Here is a 14,362-nt window from a genome sequence, read left to right as displayed (position 1 = left end):
ATCATGAAGAACTTCACTACCAGAAAAAAAGGGCGACTTATAATTGTCGCTTATAGACTTCCTTTCAAAATAATTAAAAACGAAAGCGGCACTTCCCTCTTTCAAAATTCCGGTGGACTGGTATCCGCAGTGCTATCGCTGGCTCAGGGTAGTAATAACACGAGTTTCGAATTTGAAGACAAAATTCAGTGGATAGGGTACACGGACAATACCGCTGAAGAACTGGAAGGCGTGACGCTGGAAAATGATAATTTCAAGGCACATCCCGTTTTTATATCCCAAGAACTGAATGATAATTACTACGAAGGGTTTTGTAATGATCTGATCTGGCCGCTTTTCCATTACTTCCCCACCATCGCCAAATTCGAAACCAAGTTTTTCGAAGCCTATCAGGAAGCCAACCTACTTTTCTATGATGCAATGGTCGATGTCATTCAACCAGATGACGTCATCTGGATTCATGACTATCAATTGATGCTTTTGCCAGACTTGATCCGTCAAAAGTTTCCAAAGAACAAAATCGGCTTCTTTTTCCATATACCTTTTCCATCCTTCGAGATATTCCGGCTGTTACCCTCCATTTGGCGTGAAGCTATCATTGACGGCATCATGGGCGCCGATGTAGTAGGTTTTCATACCAACGACTACGTGGAGTACTTCCTGAAAGCCGTGCGTATGGTGATTGGTCAGGGCAATCGGATGCACTACGTCAACCTTAATAACCGATTGGTTAAGGTGGACGCATTCCCGATTAGCATAGACTACAAAAAATTCAACGATGCCTTTGACGACCCATTAGTGATCAAAGCCCGGCATGATGCCAGGACACCATTAATGGAAAAAGTTATTTTCTCAGTCGACCGACTGGATTATTCCAAAGGACTGCTTAATCGTCTGAAAGGATACGAGCGTTTCCTGGAACAATACGAAGAATGGCATGGTCGGGTGTCGTTTGTGATGATGGTAGTTCCTTCCCGGGATCAGATCGAGCAATACCAGCAAATGAAATCCGAAATCGACCAAACCGTCGGGCGAATCGGAGCACAGTATGGTAAAATAAACTGGCAGCCAATTATTTACCAGTATCGGTCCATGCCTTTTGAGGAATTGGTTGGACTGTATACGGCCAGCGATGTGGCTCTGATCACCCCGGTACGAGACGGTATGAACCTGGTGTGTAAAGAGTATGTAGCCAGCCGAAAGGATGAACAGGGCGTGCTGATTCTGAGCGAAATGGCTGGCGCTGCTGCTGAGTTGGGCGAAGCATTGATTATCAACCCAACGGACAGTCAGGATATTGCCGATGCTATCAATAAGGCTCTGGAAATGGAGCCTGAAGACCAAAGAAAGCGCATGGTGGCCATGCAGCAGCGCTTACGGGAATACGATGTTTTTGCATGGACAAACGACTTTTTTACCCAGATGATTATGATTGATCAGGAACACAAAAGACTTAAACTGGATTATTTGACCGAGGAAGATATTGTCAGCATGGACAAAGCTTACTCGCAAGCCAAAAACCGCTTGTTTTTCTTCGACTATGACGGTACTCTTGTGCCCATTGTGCGCGAACCCGAAGATGCCATTGTATCTGCTGAAACCAAAGCCATTGTAGCGGAACTGGCTGAGCGCGATACCGTAGTTGTTATCAGCGGCCGCGACCGCAAGTTTCTGTTGAGCGTGTTGGGCGATTTGCCCGTACACATTGTTGCCGAACACGGAGCGTTAATCCGCAAAAAAGGCGAATCTGAATTCGTGATGAATGCAGCCTACAAAGAGGATTGGAAAGACGATATTCGTCCTATTTTGGAACTGTACGTAAAACGCTGCCCTGGGGCATTTGTTGAAGAAAAAGAAACGTCACTGGCGTGGCATTACCGCACGGCTGACGACCATGAATACGCACTCCGACGGGCGCAGGAGTTGGCCTGGCAGCTGAAAAGCTTTATTCAACCGGAGCAAAGCCTGCAGATTATCGAGGGAAATATGGTAATCGAGGTTAAGAAAACGGCATTCAACAAAGGTACTTCCGCCAAATCGTTCGTTGAAGAAGGCGACTACGATTTCATTCTTGCGATGGGGGATGACACCACCGATGAGGATATGTTTGAAGCTTTGCCAGAATCAGCCTATACAGTCAAAGTTGGCGACGCGCTTTCAATAGCCAAAAAGCATATAAAAAATCAGTTTGCTGTCATGGAATTGCTGAATACTTTCAAGGAATAACCAAAGGGTTTTAATGGGTACTTTCAATTATCAGAATCAAAGTACGTGAGGATAATAAAATTAGCTGTTCTGTTTTTTGGCCTGATTCTGATTGGCTTCACTTTGAAATCAGATAATCCGGAACAAGTGTTTTTGGAGAAAATGAGCAAGACAAGTTCTGGACCACTTCCAGAACTTGTCTTGCGAATGGCCGAAACATTCCTGGGCACGCCTTATGTAGCGCATACGCTGGAAGGCAATGCTTCCGAGCAATTAGTCTGCCGGTTTGATGCACTGGATTGCACCACTTTGGTAGATGTCTCGGTGGCTTTGGCTCTAGCCAAAAAAGAAGAGCTCGATTATAACAATTTCCTGGACAAAATGGTCCAGCTCCGGTACGATGGAGGGAAAATTGACGGGTACTCTTCCCGGCAGCATTATTTCCTCTCGTGGCGAAATCAGGGCCAGCAAACCGGCTTATTGGAAGATATCACAAAGACATTAGGCGGAGTTCCATACAAGAAGGAAATTAACTTCATGTCTGCCCATGCTGACTTGTACAAAGGCATTGATTCAAAAGAGGTATTGGAAAAGATTAAAGTCAACGAGCGGAGAGTCAATGCTGAATCATATTATTTTGTCCCGAAAGAGAATGTCAAAAACGTAGAAGCAAATCTTCATGATGGAGACATTATAGGCATCACTTCCACCATTCCCGGATTGGACTGTAACCACCAGGGCATAGTCAAAATGACCAAGGGACGCGCTCACCTCGTTCACGCCTCCACCACTGCCAAAAAAGTCATCAGCAGCAATGTACCTTTAAGTGATTATTTGAATAGTGTGAAAAGGCATAGCGGAGTTATCGTGCTACGGTTAAAGGAGAAAGGAAATAATTGAAATTTCATTTTCTAAAAAATGGTTTCTTTTTAAACACTGCTCACTCATCCATTTCCCCTCCTCTTATTCATGAAAATCCAATATTGGCAACTCCTTGCGTTAGCGGCAGTGGCTGGCCTGATTACTGGCTGGCTGGCGATCAGAATCCTCAAATTCATTTCCCGTAAACAGGAAACGAAGACCTGGCAAACGGTTCACAGGAGCATCACGAATGTCTTTTATTTTTTTTTCCTGGTCCTGTTTGTCAATCTCGTGGCCAACAACCGCTACGCAACGCGGGAAGAGAGTTACCTGATCTTCAGCTCCAGCAAAGTCGCCCTGATTGCTGTCAGTACATGGCTGGCCATCCGTTTGGCGCTGCTGTTTGAAAAACTGATTCTCAACCAGCTAGATCTTAATAAGACCAATAATCTTCAAGAAAGAAGGGTATTTACCAAGGTCAAGTTTATCAAACGAATGATCGTTATCGCGATTCTCATAGTCGCCGTGGCGTTACTATTGCTCAGTTTTCAACGCGGGCGGGAGTTCGGACTTGGCCTATTGACTTCTGCCGGAATTGTGTCGGTTATCGTGGGTTTTGCGGCTCAAAAAACGATTGCCAATCTACTGGCTGGAATACAAATTGCCTTTACTCAGCCCATCAAAATCGAAGATGTGGTGATTGTGGAAGGAGAATGGGGTACCATTGAGGAAATCAACCTTACCTATGTCGTGGTCAGAATATGGGATCTGCGGCGGATGATTTTGCCAATCACCTATTTTGTGGAAAAGCCTTTTCAAAACTGGACGCGCAGCGATTCAAGTGTGATTGGTTCTGCGCTGTTTTATCTTGATTACCACACCCCCGTGACTCCCTTGCGGGAAAAGTTTCTGGCTCTCCTGACTGAGACACCGTTATGGGATGGAATTACTGCTGCCCTGCAAGTGACGGACACGAAGGACCAATATATAGTGTTGCGGGCAATTATGTCCGCCCGCTCCGCTCCGGATGCGTTTGATCTCCGTTGCTACATACGTGAGAATCTAATCGAATTCATTCGGGAAGAATATCCGGTATCGCTTCCTGTGCTGCCTATCCAGCCACTACACCACCAGGCAGACTAAATTAATCCTGATCCGCAAAGGCCTCCTGCTTGACTGGGCATACATCCAGGTAAGCAAAGACGAGATATGTTTGGGAAGATCGGCGATCATGTGATTAAATCCGCTTTGGAGTAGTTTAGGCTTTTAAAAAAGCGGACATGCTGACTCCGGCGCTTACTGGTATGTAGACTTTTATCCCTTAAAATTTTAAATTAAAATGCGGACAGGAGGTTATACACAGGTTTCCGTCGAGGACACAAAAAATCTTACTCAATCATATAGAAAAAGAGGCCCTGCAATTGCAGGGCCTCTTTAAGTATTATAAACACAACTCAACTAAATCATATCATTAGGTTACTAAGATTTCGAATTTAACAGGCCCCAGGGTTACGCATTGAAGTACCTGACTGGCTTTCAACTTTCAATACCAGCAAAATCTATTTTACCTGATTGTGGAACTGGCAGATGTCTGTTCCACAAATCTCTTTAACAGGCGTTAAAGAGAAATTAATGTCAGATTAAAAGGAGATTAAATTTCGAAAAGGCCGACATGGGAAAAAGCCACTACGAAGTCGCTTCCGACACCCGGCGTGGATATTACATCAATTTTCCCTTTATGGATGTCAATGATGCGCTTGGTCAACGCTAGTCCAATACCGTATCCCTGGCGGTTTTTGGTATTCTCACTGCGGTAAAACGTATCAAAAAGGAATGGAATATCCTCTGAATCAATACCTATGCCTTCATCGCGAAAATGTAGCGTGATGATACCGGCCTTAGAATCCAGGTGGACGGTCATCTTTTTGTTATCGGAGTATTTGCATCCATTCTCCATCAGGTTTGAGAAGGCAGTTCGCAGCAATGTTTCCTCCCCCAGAATGGCAATTTCATTTTCGCTCTTTGGGATTTTATCGTATTTGACGATAACCTCGTAATCCGGGTTTTTCTGCATTACCGATTCCTGGGCCTGCCACAGAACTTCATCCAGACGGACTTTCCGGTAGGATTTCAAAAGTACCCCTTCCTCAGTGCGGGCCAGTTCCAGCAACTGGTTTACCATCTGATTCATACTCCTGACCTCTTCCAATACACTTTGTAGCCCTACTTTGTATTCTTCCGAAGTACGTTCTTTCATCAACGTTACCTCCACATCCGCCATCATTACCGCGAGGGGTGTACGAAGCTCGTGGGAAGCATGAGACACAAAACTTTTCTGCGCTTTAAAGGCAAGCTCCAACCGATCCAACATAAGATTGAATGTCTGTGCAAGTTTCGCCAGTTCATCTCGCTCCCGGCCAACCCTCAGCCGGTCGTGCAAGTTGCCCGCCGAAATATTATTGACCTGGTAGTTGATCTCGGCGACGGGTTTGATAGCATCGCGGGCAAAAATCCATCCAGCTACCGCCACCAGGACCAAACTGAACAACCAGCCCATCGCCAATATATCACGCAATCGGTCAAGTTTGCTCAAGCCAATACTATCCACTGCTTCGGCCACAATGACCCAATGGCCGGTTTCATGGAAATGTCGCAGCATGATGATTTGGCGATCACCAGCCCGTTCCTGAACTTCTTTACCAGATCTGACGTCGGCTAATTCCTGCGCCGACACGGGCAGGATGGTTTTTCCACTATCATAAATAACCGAATCGCCCTCATCGTAAACAGTAATTTCTTCTTTGAATAATATGGTGTTGTTAGTCTCCTCAATTCGCTTGATTTCAGCCGTGGTAATACCGTCCACATCTTCCAGCAGCTGGGTTACGGTGAGTACACGTTCCTGCAAATACGTGCTGAACTGCTGCTCGCGGTACTGATCGTAAAAATAATAGACGGAAAAGCAGAAAAGCAGCAGGATTGAGGCTACCAATAATGTAAAAAGCAACGTAAGACGGGCCTTTATATTCATTCTTCTTTAAAGATATAACCCATGCCCACAACGGTATGTATCAGCTTTACAGGGTGATTCTTATCGACCTTCTTACGCAGAAAGTTAATGTATACATCAATGACATTGGTCCCGGTGTCGAAGCGCACATCCCACACTTTTTCAGCAATGTCCACCCGGGAGACTACCCTTCCCCGGTTTCGCATCAGATATTCCAACAATGCGAATTCCTTTGCGGTTAAGTCTATACGTTGCCCGGCCCTTCGTGCAATCTTCTCGTCAAAGTTCAGCTCCAAATTGGCTATCGTGAGGGAGTGTTGACTTCCCTCTACGCTATATTGTCGTTTGGAGAGTACTTTAATTCTGGCGATCAATTCCCTGAATTCAAAAGGCTTCACCAGATAGTCGTCGGCTCCTGAGTCAAAACCCTGTAACTTATCATCGACAGTACCTAGTGCAGTCAGCATCAGGATCGGGGTATTTACACCTTCCTGCCGTAATTGATGAGTCAGATCAAAGCCATTGATAGCGGGCAGGTTAACATCCATTACAATCACGTCAAAGGTGCTGCCCAGTGCCAAATATTTACCCATGCGTCCGTCAAATGCCACCTCAACCTCCCAAGATTGCTCCTCCAGCCCCTTTTTTATGAATCCAGCCAGTTTGGGTTCATCTTCCACAACAAGTATTTTCATTTATTTAAGGATTGGGTTGTGTATCTTTTTAGTAAAAAACGCAATTGGTAAGGTAACAAAAAAGCCATTCGAAATTTCGAATGGCTTTCCGACATATATCCACACCATTAAAAGCCCAGTCCAAATGGACTGCACTTTTTTCTTTGAGCCTACCCGGGAAATTTGAATGCCTCAGGTGACTTCATATTTAGAATATAAGTTGAATTAGTCGTAGTCTTCACCAAAAATAGCATTATCCTCTATATCATCCAAATTTTCTTCTTCAAAAGTTGTCTGACCTAATCCTTTTTTGATCAGGGCGATTTGTCCGACGTGGTACAAATCATGGTTGATGATGCCATGGAGAAGCGTGTAATAGGAGTAGTTGCGACCCGGCACTATTTTCTCCAGAAATTCGTCGTTTTCTTTTTTCTCGAGCTCACTCACCAGCTCTTCCTGTGAAAGACTCAATTCCATTTGCAACGTCTCCCACTCCAAATCGTCTACAATCTGAAATACCTTCCAGTTTTTTTCCTTGGTTTTAATGTCGAATTCTTTGTCTCCACGCAGCTTCCTGACTGTAAATATGCGCCAGGTGGTCATGTGGTACACTAATTCTGCAATTGTATGAGTGTTAGGCGCTAACCGCCGATCTGCCAGTTTCGGAGTGACGCTCCGCAAAATTTCTACAACCGATGAGCCATGCCAGGCTTCCTCACTTTCGTATGTGTCGTTTAAAAGATCTATTATCCGGAGCAGTTCTTCTTTTGTTTCCATTACAGGTGGTTTTGTACGCAAATATGATTTTTTGGGGTGATTTATCCAACACTAAGGCTTATACGTTGAGTATCATGAAGAAAAAAGGGTACCCTTGTTTGATTGTCATAGCATCTGTCCCTATTTTTAGCGTAAAATCAACTATTTAACCTAAGCTAATTTCTGTATGCAAAAATGGTACCTCCTAGGTAAAGCATATTGCTTACCATTTCTATTATTTGCCGCCCTACAGGCAGGCGTTTCACCAGCCTTCTCTCAAAAGAAATCCAAGAGTGCACCTGCTGCATCCAAAAGGGCTGAGTCGATTTATGGGAATGATTTATTAAAAGGATTGGAATGGCGGAATATAGGACCATTTCGCGGAGGGAGGTCTACAGCGGTTACCGGTGTCATTGGCGATCCTTATACCTATTATTTCGGCGCCTGCGGAGGAGGTGTCTGGAAAAGCACAAATGGAGGCAATGACTGGTTTGCGGTTTCCGACTCGACGTTCAAAGCAAGTTCGGTTGGCGCTATCGCTGTGGCACCTTCTAATGCTAATGTCGTATATGCCGGTACGGGCGAAACCGACATCCGGGGTAACATTTCTTACGGCGACGGAATGTATAAGTCCACCGATGCTGGTAAAACCTGGCGGCATATCGGATTGGAAAAAGGCAATGCCATCGCCAATATTCAGGTTCATCCCACCAATCCGGAACTCGTCTATGTGTCCGCAATGGGGAATATATTTGGTACCAACCCTGAACGTGGAGTCTATCGCTCCAAAGATGGCGGCGACACCTGGAAACTAGTGCTTGCCAGAAATGACAGTACCGGAGCAGTGGACGTGAAGATGGACCCAAACAACTCCAATGTGCTTTATGCTGCGCTGTGGCAGGCCTATCGCAATCACTTTTCCATGAGTAGTGGCGGGACGGGAAGCGGGCTATTCAAATCGGTGGATGGCGGCGACACCTGGAAGGAAATCACGAAAAACCCAGGTATGCCAAAAGGTATTTTAGGTAAAATCGGTCTGTCGGTCTCGCCCGTAAATTCCAACCGGATTTATGCAATGATTGAGAATAAGGAAAAGGGAGGATTATATCGTTCGGAAGATGCCGGAGCAACCTGGAAACTAATCAACGAAGATCCTGACCTGAAGCAGCGCCCTTGGTATTATATGAACGTTGCTGCCGATCCGAAAAACGAAAACGGGCTTATCGTTTTAAATGTCAACGCTTTTAAATCCATTGATGGTGGAAAAAGCTTCACTGAAATTGACGTGCATCATGGCGATACGCACGATGTATGGATCAACCCCGATAATCCTGAGAACTTCATCATCGGCGATGATGGCGGCGGCGAGGTGACTTTCAATGGCGGCGGCAATTTTACGGAGCTGGATATTCCGACGGCCCAGTTCTATCATGTCCATACCGACAATCAGTTCCCCTATAACATTTACGGCGCGCAGCAAGACAACAGCACTGTGCGTATTGCGAGTCGCTCCAACGGCTACACCATCGGCACGGATGATTGGTGGCCGGTGGCGGGGGGCGAATCAGGCTATGTGGTGGAAGATCCGCTGAACCCCGATATTACCTACGGAGGTAGTTACGACGGTTTTTTAAGTGTGGACAACCACAAGACCGGCGAACGGCGCCTGATCAATGTTTATCCGGAATTCTACATGGGGCATGGCTCCGATACCCGGGAGTACCGATTCCAGTGGACTTATCCGATCATGTTTTCTCCGCATGATCCCAACACAATGTACGTCACTTCGCAATACGTTCACAAATCCACCGACCGGGGACAAAGTTGGGAGAAGATCAGCCCAGACCTCACCCGCCACGACCCAGCCACCATGGGTGCCAGCGGCGGGCCTATCAGCAAGGATAACACCGGTGTGGAAACCTACGCCACCATATTTGCCTTTGAGGAGTCGACTCTGGAAAAAGGAGTCTTCTATGCGGCATCGGACGACGGCCTGCTGCACATCAGCAAAGATTCGGGCAAAAGCTGGGAGAATATCACACCGAAGTCCTCCCTTTTACCTGAGTTCGCCCTGATGAGTATCGTAGAGGTATCTCCACACGATCCCGCAACGGTGTATCTGGCGGCGACCCGGTATAAACTCAACGATTTTAAACCGTATCTGCTAAAATCGACGGACTATGGCAAATCCTGGAAGTTGATTACTGACGGCATACCCGCCGATCAGTTTACCAGAGTGATACGGGAGGACCCGAATAAAAAGGACTTCCTGTACGCAGGGACCGAACAAGGTATCTGGGCTTCATTCGATGGCGGCGATTCATGGCAGTCGCTGCAGCTCAATTTGCCAACTACGCCCATCCATGATTTGGTAATCCAGAAACGTGAAAAGGATATTGTGGTCGCTACGCACGGTCGCTCCTTCTGGATTCTGGACGATATTAGTCCCCTACACCAAATCACCAAAGAAATTGCTCAGTCCGACGCCCACTTATTCAAGCCATCCCACGCCTACCGAATGAGCGGGGGTAGTCGCAAGCAAGAAATCCCAACGGCGGGACAGAATCCCCCAAACGGAGCTGTAATCCGATGCTATATGAAGGAGGTGCCTAAGGAAGAATTGAGAATGCACTTTCTGACTGCCGGAGGAGACACGGTAAGTACTTATTCAAGTCTGAAAGACAAAAAGGGGGAACCGATCAAAATTTCGAAAGAGTTTTATACCGACGAGACGGTCACTCGACCCGGTACTTTGCCGACCCAGGCTGGCACTAATGTATTCGTCTGGGACATGCGCTACGCAGACGCCACCAAAGTAGAAGGTACCAATGTGATGTGGTCAGGTTCAATTATAGGAGCCAAAGCCGTGCCCGGTACTTACCAGGTACACCTTTATGCGGGGAATAAACTTATCGGAAAGGAGAATTTCGAAATATTGAAAGACCCGAGAATAAAAGCTACAGATGAGGATTTCAAAGCTCAGTTTGAATTGGCGCAGAAAATCAATGATAAACTCTCCATGACTCATGAGGGGATCAATAAAATACGCAGCGTGCGGAAGCAAATCGGCGATTACATGAAATCAGTGAAAGATTCCACTGTCACCAAACAGCTGAAAGAACTATCGAAGCCGATGCTGGATGAACTGGAAAAAATTGAAAACACGCTGATGCAACCAAAGTCGAAAGCGGGCCAGGATCCCTTGAATTTCCCCATTCAATTGAATGATAAGTTGGCTGGGGTGAAAACGGTGGTGATGTCGGGGGATAGCAAACCGACCAAATCAAGCTATGAGGCCTATGAGAATATAGCTCAAAAAATTGATACGCAGCTTGATAAACTTTCGGAAATACTGAATCGCGACATACCTACCTTCAATAATGCCGCAAGGCAAACAGAAATGAAAGCGATCATCGTCAATTAGAATAGTGGACGAAGGGTACTTTGACCTGAAAGCCAAACGGACAATCCTAAAGATTGTTCGTTTTTTTATTGTTTAAGCTTCAATTTTTGATGCCTTCCGGCCATTGCTGTATCTTTGTCGTTCGATCCGAAAACAAATTTTACCATGAAAATTAACAACATCCGCGTAGCGACGCTTGCTTCAATCGTTTTGGTAGCGGCCCTGACACGCCTTCTTCCTCACCCTTTCAACTTCACGCCTATTGGCGCAATAGCACTTTTCGGCGGGGCATATTTTTCTAAAAAATACCTCGCGTTTCTTATCCCACTATCGGCGATGCTCCTCAGCGATGCACTGCTGGGCTTTCACAACTCCATGTGGGCTGTGTATCTGTCTTTCGTCCTGATCGTGGCCATCGGCATGGGATTGCTTCAGAAAGTTACCGCAGGTCGGGTGTTTGGAAGTGCCTTGCTTTCTTCGGTATTGTTTTTTGTGGTCACCAATTTTGCCGTATGGTATGGTTCCGCAGGATTTTATCCTCAAACGCTTTCCGGCCTGGGAGCCTGCTACCTCGCCGGATTGCAATTCTACCAGCAGGATTTCTTCGGCAACCTGTTTTTTAACACAGTCCTGGGAGACCTTTTCTTTTCTAGCGTACTTTTCGGGGCCTTTGAAGCATTGAAAAGCCAGGTTCCCTCCCTGAAAGCAGCCTGACGAATTGAACTGGCTACTTTCTCTGCTTCCGATACACATTAAGCTCATTGTAGCCGCTCGCAGGCTCGGGTTCGCGTCGGTACACCGTGTCTGGTAGCGCGCCAATGACTATCTCGGCGGTCGTATAAACCGTACACCCTTCCAGCAAATGACCGCCAGTTGTCTGGCCAAAAGAATCGGAGATAGAGGCGTGCAGATGTGATCCATTTGTAGACAGCGTCCCTACAAGCGAGACAATTTCAAAATGTCCCTCATAGCTCTTGCCGACTTCCTGGTCTGCCAGACGTAGACTCGCCTGAGTTAAACTACCTACACAAGTCAGGATAAAGCCCGCTTCGATTTGATTTTTTTGAACATAATTTTCCAATTCTCTTTTTAAATCCTGGCCGGGCAGTAATCGAATCGTGTGGACTTGCATTTCGGAGATAGATTGTGATTTGTTGAAATAAAATTCTCGGGCGATGGCATTCGCGAGACTAAACAGATTAAAATCCGCCATCACCGGGCAAGCTGGGCGCCGGGCATACTACCACTCAATTTCGGCTGTGAGCATCCGCCTTTTTGTACTCTGAGGTTGTGGTCATAAAATTCGATAGCCCGCTGAATTTTATTGTTCTTAACGGCTGAAAAATAGGGCTTTTTGTTTTTCAAATCGACCAACCGTACGTCCAGCTTATAAATCGTTCCTTCGGGGAAGGCATTAATGGATTTTCGCTGGCATCGAATTTTCAGTTCGGCAGGTACGCGCTGCCCGGCCAACGTGCATAATGTTGGTCTTTTGGTCTTGGTATCCACGGACATTTTGGCGTAAATATCCAGGAAAAGACTCCGGTTGAATTCTGGAAAAAGTTCAACTAATGATAATTGCATCAGCACTCAAAATTTATCCTGCAAATTCCCGGATTTTTTCCAGATAATCAAGTGAAGTTTGCCTAAAAATATATTTTTTGCGCCTCACGAAACGTATTACAGTGTGCCTCCACAATGTCGGGCAGGCGAGGCGAATAGCCCCCGCCCATCAATACTGCAACCGGAATCCCCCTCCGCTTGCACTCCCTGAAAACAAATTCGTCGCGCTGGCGGCAACCTTCCCGACTAACAGACAAATGGCCCAATTTATCTGTTTCTAGGATATCTACCCCCGCCAAATAAAAGGCAAAGTCTGGTCGCTGCTGTTCAAATAATTGCGAAAGATTCTGGGTTAAATTTTCTAAATATATTTCGTCAGTTTCACCCGTTTTTAAAGGAATATCAAGATCAGACTTTTCCTTTTTGAGGGGATAATTATCCTTTCCGTGCATCGAAAATGTAAATACCCGTGGTTCATTCTGAAACATCACTGCCGTGCCGTTGCCTTGATGTACATCCAGGTCGATAATTAATATACGTTGTGCCAATTTCATATCCAGCAAATAGCCGGCCGCAATTCCTATGTCATTTAATAGGCAAAAACCTTCCCCTTTATCGGGGAAAGCATGATGGGTTCCTCCTGCCACATTCATCGCAATGCCATTGCTTTTAGCAAGGTTGCAACATTCTAATGTGCCACGGGCTATGATCATTTCCCGCATGACCAATTGGGGTGAAAGAGGGAAGCCAATCCGACGAATCATTCTGGGGTCGATGGAGCCATTTTTCAGCCCCATCCAATACGCCCCGTCATGTACATTTAAAACCCATTTTTCGTCGATAGGCTCAGGACAAAAAAAATTCTCTTTTGTGCAGGTACCCTCATAGATTAATTGTTCAGGAATGAGATCATATTTAATCATCGGAAAGCGATGTCCTTCGGGCAACGGATGGGAGTATATGGGGCAGTGAGCAATCTTAAGCATGCAACAATAGTGGGATCATTTACGAGGCACGGTATTTTTGATTTATCTACTCTAACTTATAAGATAAATATAGGCCATAATTCGCTCATAGACTGGCAAGTAGCTCGTTAAAGTAAATATTACGGATAATAAGAGCGACAATGTTATCTCAAACCACTTTTGTCGTGCCTATGTTTTGTCCAATAAAATGATTCGGTCACCAAATACGTTACTAAATCGACTTCAAATTAATTTAACCCATGAAAAATACTAAAATCCTAGGCCTATTGGCCTTAATCACCGTTTTTACCGCCTGTCAGAATGACCCGTTAAGTGATTTAACAGTGGAAGATTCCCAGGTTTTCATTACCAACCACGACGAATCAGTCAATTTTAAACAGTTCAAAACTTTTAGCATTGTAGACTCCGTGCTCATTATCGGGAACCAGGGCACCGGCACTACCTTAGGTGCCACGGACATCCAATTTTTGAATACCGTGGTTCAGCAAATGAAAAATCTGGGGTATCAGTACGTCAGTCCCAAGGAGGGTCCTGATGTCGGAATCAATGTTGCTCAGGTCAGAAATGCTTATGTCAATGTTGTATCACAACCCAACCCCTATTACGGCAACTACTGGGGCGGTGGCTTTGGTGGTGGTTATTTTCCTGGTTATGGGTATGGCTACCCATCTTCTTATTCTTACGTGCAGACCAGAGAAGCATACTGGTATCTGGAAATGCTGGATTTTAAAAACCCAGACGTCCAGAATGAACAGTATAATGTGATCTGGAATGCCCAAATCAGAGGAAATGGCTTGTTCGATGGTGTAGATTTCGATACGATGGTTCGCTCGGTTTTTGAGCAATCCAGCTATCTCAAGATCAATTGACAGCGTCGTTTCGCCTTTCTTTTTCTTGCCTTAAA

12 protein-coding genes are annotated in these 14,362 nt (G+C 45.6%); 6 read left to right on the top strand and 6 right to left on the bottom strand.

Annotated features, from left to right (window positions below):
- Positions 1-3: 3 nt before the first annotated feature.
- The 3 genes from IE117_RS20520 (at position 4) to IE117_RS20510 (ending at position 4,209) form a co-directional block, all read left to right on the top strand.
- The gene (locus IE117_RS20520; RefSeq protein WP_189566620.1) at positions 4-2,226 is read left to right on the top strand and encodes a bifunctional alpha,alpha-trehalose-phosphate synthase (UDP-forming)/trehalose-phosphatase; all 2,223 of its coding nucleotides are present in this window, start codon (positions 4-6) and stop codon (positions 2,224-2,226) included.
- 186 nt (positions 2,227-2,412) lie between these two features.
- Positions 2,413-3,105, top strand: coding sequence for an N-acetylmuramoyl-L-alanine amidase-like domain-containing protein (locus tag IE117_RS20515; RefSeq protein WP_189566618.1), 693 nt, complete (start codon positions 2,413-2,415; stop codon positions 3,103-3,105).
- Positions 3,106-3,174: 69 nt separating this feature from the next.
- Positions 3,175-4,209 carry a mechanosensitive ion channel family protein gene (locus IE117_RS20510; protein WP_189566617.1) on the top strand — a complete coding sequence of 345 codons (1,035 nt, stop codon included), beginning with the start codon at positions 3,175-3,177 and terminating at the stop codon, positions 4,207-4,209.
- A gap of 508 nt (positions 4,210-4,717) precedes the next feature.
- Here IE117_RS20510 and IE117_RS20505 read toward each other — a convergent pair.
- The 3 genes from IE117_RS20505 to IE117_RS20495 form a co-directional block, all read right to left on the bottom strand.
- Positions 4,718-6,097 (bottom strand): sensor histidine kinase, encoded by a 1,380-nt coding sequence (locus IE117_RS20505; RefSeq protein ID WP_189566615.1) that lies wholly within the window; start codon positions 6,095-6,097, stop codon positions 4,718-4,720.
- Positions 6,094-6,771, bottom strand: a complete 678-nt coding sequence (locus IE117_RS20500; protein ID WP_189566613.1) for a response regulator — start codon at positions 6,769-6,771, stop codon at positions 6,094-6,096. Before IE117_RS20500 ends, IE117_RS20505 begins: the two co-directional genes overlap by 4 nt.
- Before the next feature lie 204 nt (positions 6,772-6,975).
- A complete protein-coding gene (locus IE117_RS20495) occupies positions 6,976-7,527 on the bottom strand; it encodes a DinB family protein (RefSeq protein ID WP_189566611.1) in 552 nt (183 codons plus the stop codon).
- 166 nt (positions 7,528-7,693) lie between these two features.
- On the opposite strand from IE117_RS20495, the gene IE117_RS20490 reads away from it, so the two are divergent.
- Together IE117_RS20490 and IE117_RS20485 are read left to right on the top strand one after the other, a co-directional pair.
- Complete coding sequence (locus IE117_RS20490) at positions 7,694-10,930, top strand: VPS10 domain-containing protein (protein ID WP_189566609.1); 3,237 nt, start codon at positions 7,694-7,696, stop codon at positions 10,928-10,930.
- A gap of 144 nt (positions 10,931-11,074) precedes the next feature.
- A complete protein-coding gene (locus IE117_RS20485; protein WP_189566607.1) occupies positions 11,075-11,623 on the top strand; it encodes a DUF6580 family putative transport protein in 549 nt (182 codons plus the stop codon).
- Positions 11,624-11,636: 13 nt separating this feature from the next.
- Here the strand turns inward: IE117_RS20485 and IE117_RS20480 are convergent, their stop codons facing one another.
- The 3 genes from IE117_RS20480 to IE117_RS20470 form a co-directional block, all read right to left on the bottom strand.
- Positions 11,637-12,041 (bottom strand): PPC domain-containing DNA-binding protein, encoded by a 405-nt coding sequence (locus IE117_RS20480; RefSeq protein WP_189567009.1) that lies wholly within the window; start codon positions 12,039-12,041, stop codon positions 11,637-11,639.
- 80 nt (positions 12,042-12,121) lie between these two features.
- The gene (locus IE117_RS20475; protein WP_189566605.1) at positions 12,122-12,493 is read right to left on the bottom strand and encodes a hypothetical protein; all 372 of its coding nucleotides are present in this window, start codon (positions 12,491-12,493) and stop codon (positions 12,122-12,124) included.
- 62 nt (positions 12,494-12,555) lie between these two features.
- Entirely contained in the window at positions 12,556-13,458 is a 903-nt protein-coding gene (locus tag IE117_RS20470; RefSeq protein WP_189566603.1) for a histone deacetylase family protein, read from the bottom strand.
- Positions 13,459-13,697: 239 nt separating this feature from the next.
- On the opposite strand from IE117_RS20470, the gene IE117_RS20465 reads away from it, so the two are divergent.
- Positions 13,698-14,327 carry a DUF4136 domain-containing protein gene (locus IE117_RS20465; RefSeq protein WP_189566601.1) on the top strand — a complete coding sequence of 210 codons (630 nt, stop codon included), beginning with the start codon at positions 13,698-13,700 and terminating at the stop codon, positions 14,325-14,327.
- Positions 14,328-14,362 lie beyond the last annotated feature (35 nt).

This window comes from Persicitalea jodogahamensis, from assembly GCF_014651615.1.
Taxonomy (GTDB): Bacteria; Bacteroidota; Bacteroidia; order Cytophagales; family Spirosomataceae; genus Persicitalea; species Persicitalea jodogahamensis.
The sequence above is the reverse complement of the archived record's forward strand: the minus strand, read 5'-3'. Positions and strand labels throughout refer to the sequence as shown.

Coding starts and splice junctions, on each gene's coding strand:
- IE117_RS20470 (WP_189566603.1), bottom strand. CDS start 13,458: ATGCTTAAGATTGCTCACTGCCCCATATACTCCCATCCGTTGCCCGAA.
- IE117_RS20500 (WP_189566613.1), bottom strand. CDS start 6,771: ATGAAAATACTTGTTGTGGAAGATGAACCCAAACTGGCTGGATTCATA.
- IE117_RS20485 (WP_189566607.1), top strand. CDS start 11,075: ATGAAAATTAACAACATCCGCGTAGCGACGCTTGCTTCAATCGTTTTG.
- IE117_RS20495 (WP_189566611.1), bottom strand. CDS start 7,527: ATGGAAACAAAAGAAGAACTGCTCCGGATAATAGATCTTTTAAACGAC.
- IE117_RS20510 (WP_189566617.1), top strand. CDS start 3,175: ATGAAAATCCAATATTGGCAACTCCTTGCGTTAGCGGCAGTGGCTGGC.
- IE117_RS20505 (WP_189566615.1), bottom strand. CDS start 6,097: ATGAATATAAAGGCCCGTCTTACGTTGCTTTTTACATTATTGGTAGCC.
- IE117_RS20520 (WP_189566620.1), top strand. CDS start 4: ATGAAGAACTTCACTACCAGAAAAAAAGGGCGACTTATAATTGTCGCT.
- IE117_RS20490 (WP_189566609.1), top strand. CDS start 7,694: ATGCAAAAATGGTACCTCCTAGGTAAAGCATATTGCTTACCATTTCTA.
- IE117_RS20465 (WP_189566601.1), top strand. CDS start 13,698: ATGAAAAATACTAAAATCCTAGGCCTATTGGCCTTAATCACCGTTTTT.
- IE117_RS20480 (WP_189567009.1), bottom strand. CDS start 12,041: ATGCAAGTCCACACGATTCGATTACTGCCCGGCCAGGATTTAAAAAGA.
- IE117_RS20475 (WP_189566605.1), bottom strand. CDS start 12,493: ATGCAATTATCATTAGTTGAACTTTTTCCAGAATTCAACCGGAGTCTT.
- IE117_RS20515 (WP_189566618.1), top strand. CDS start 2,413: ATGGCCGAAACATTCCTGGGCACGCCTTATGTAGCGCATACGCTGGAA.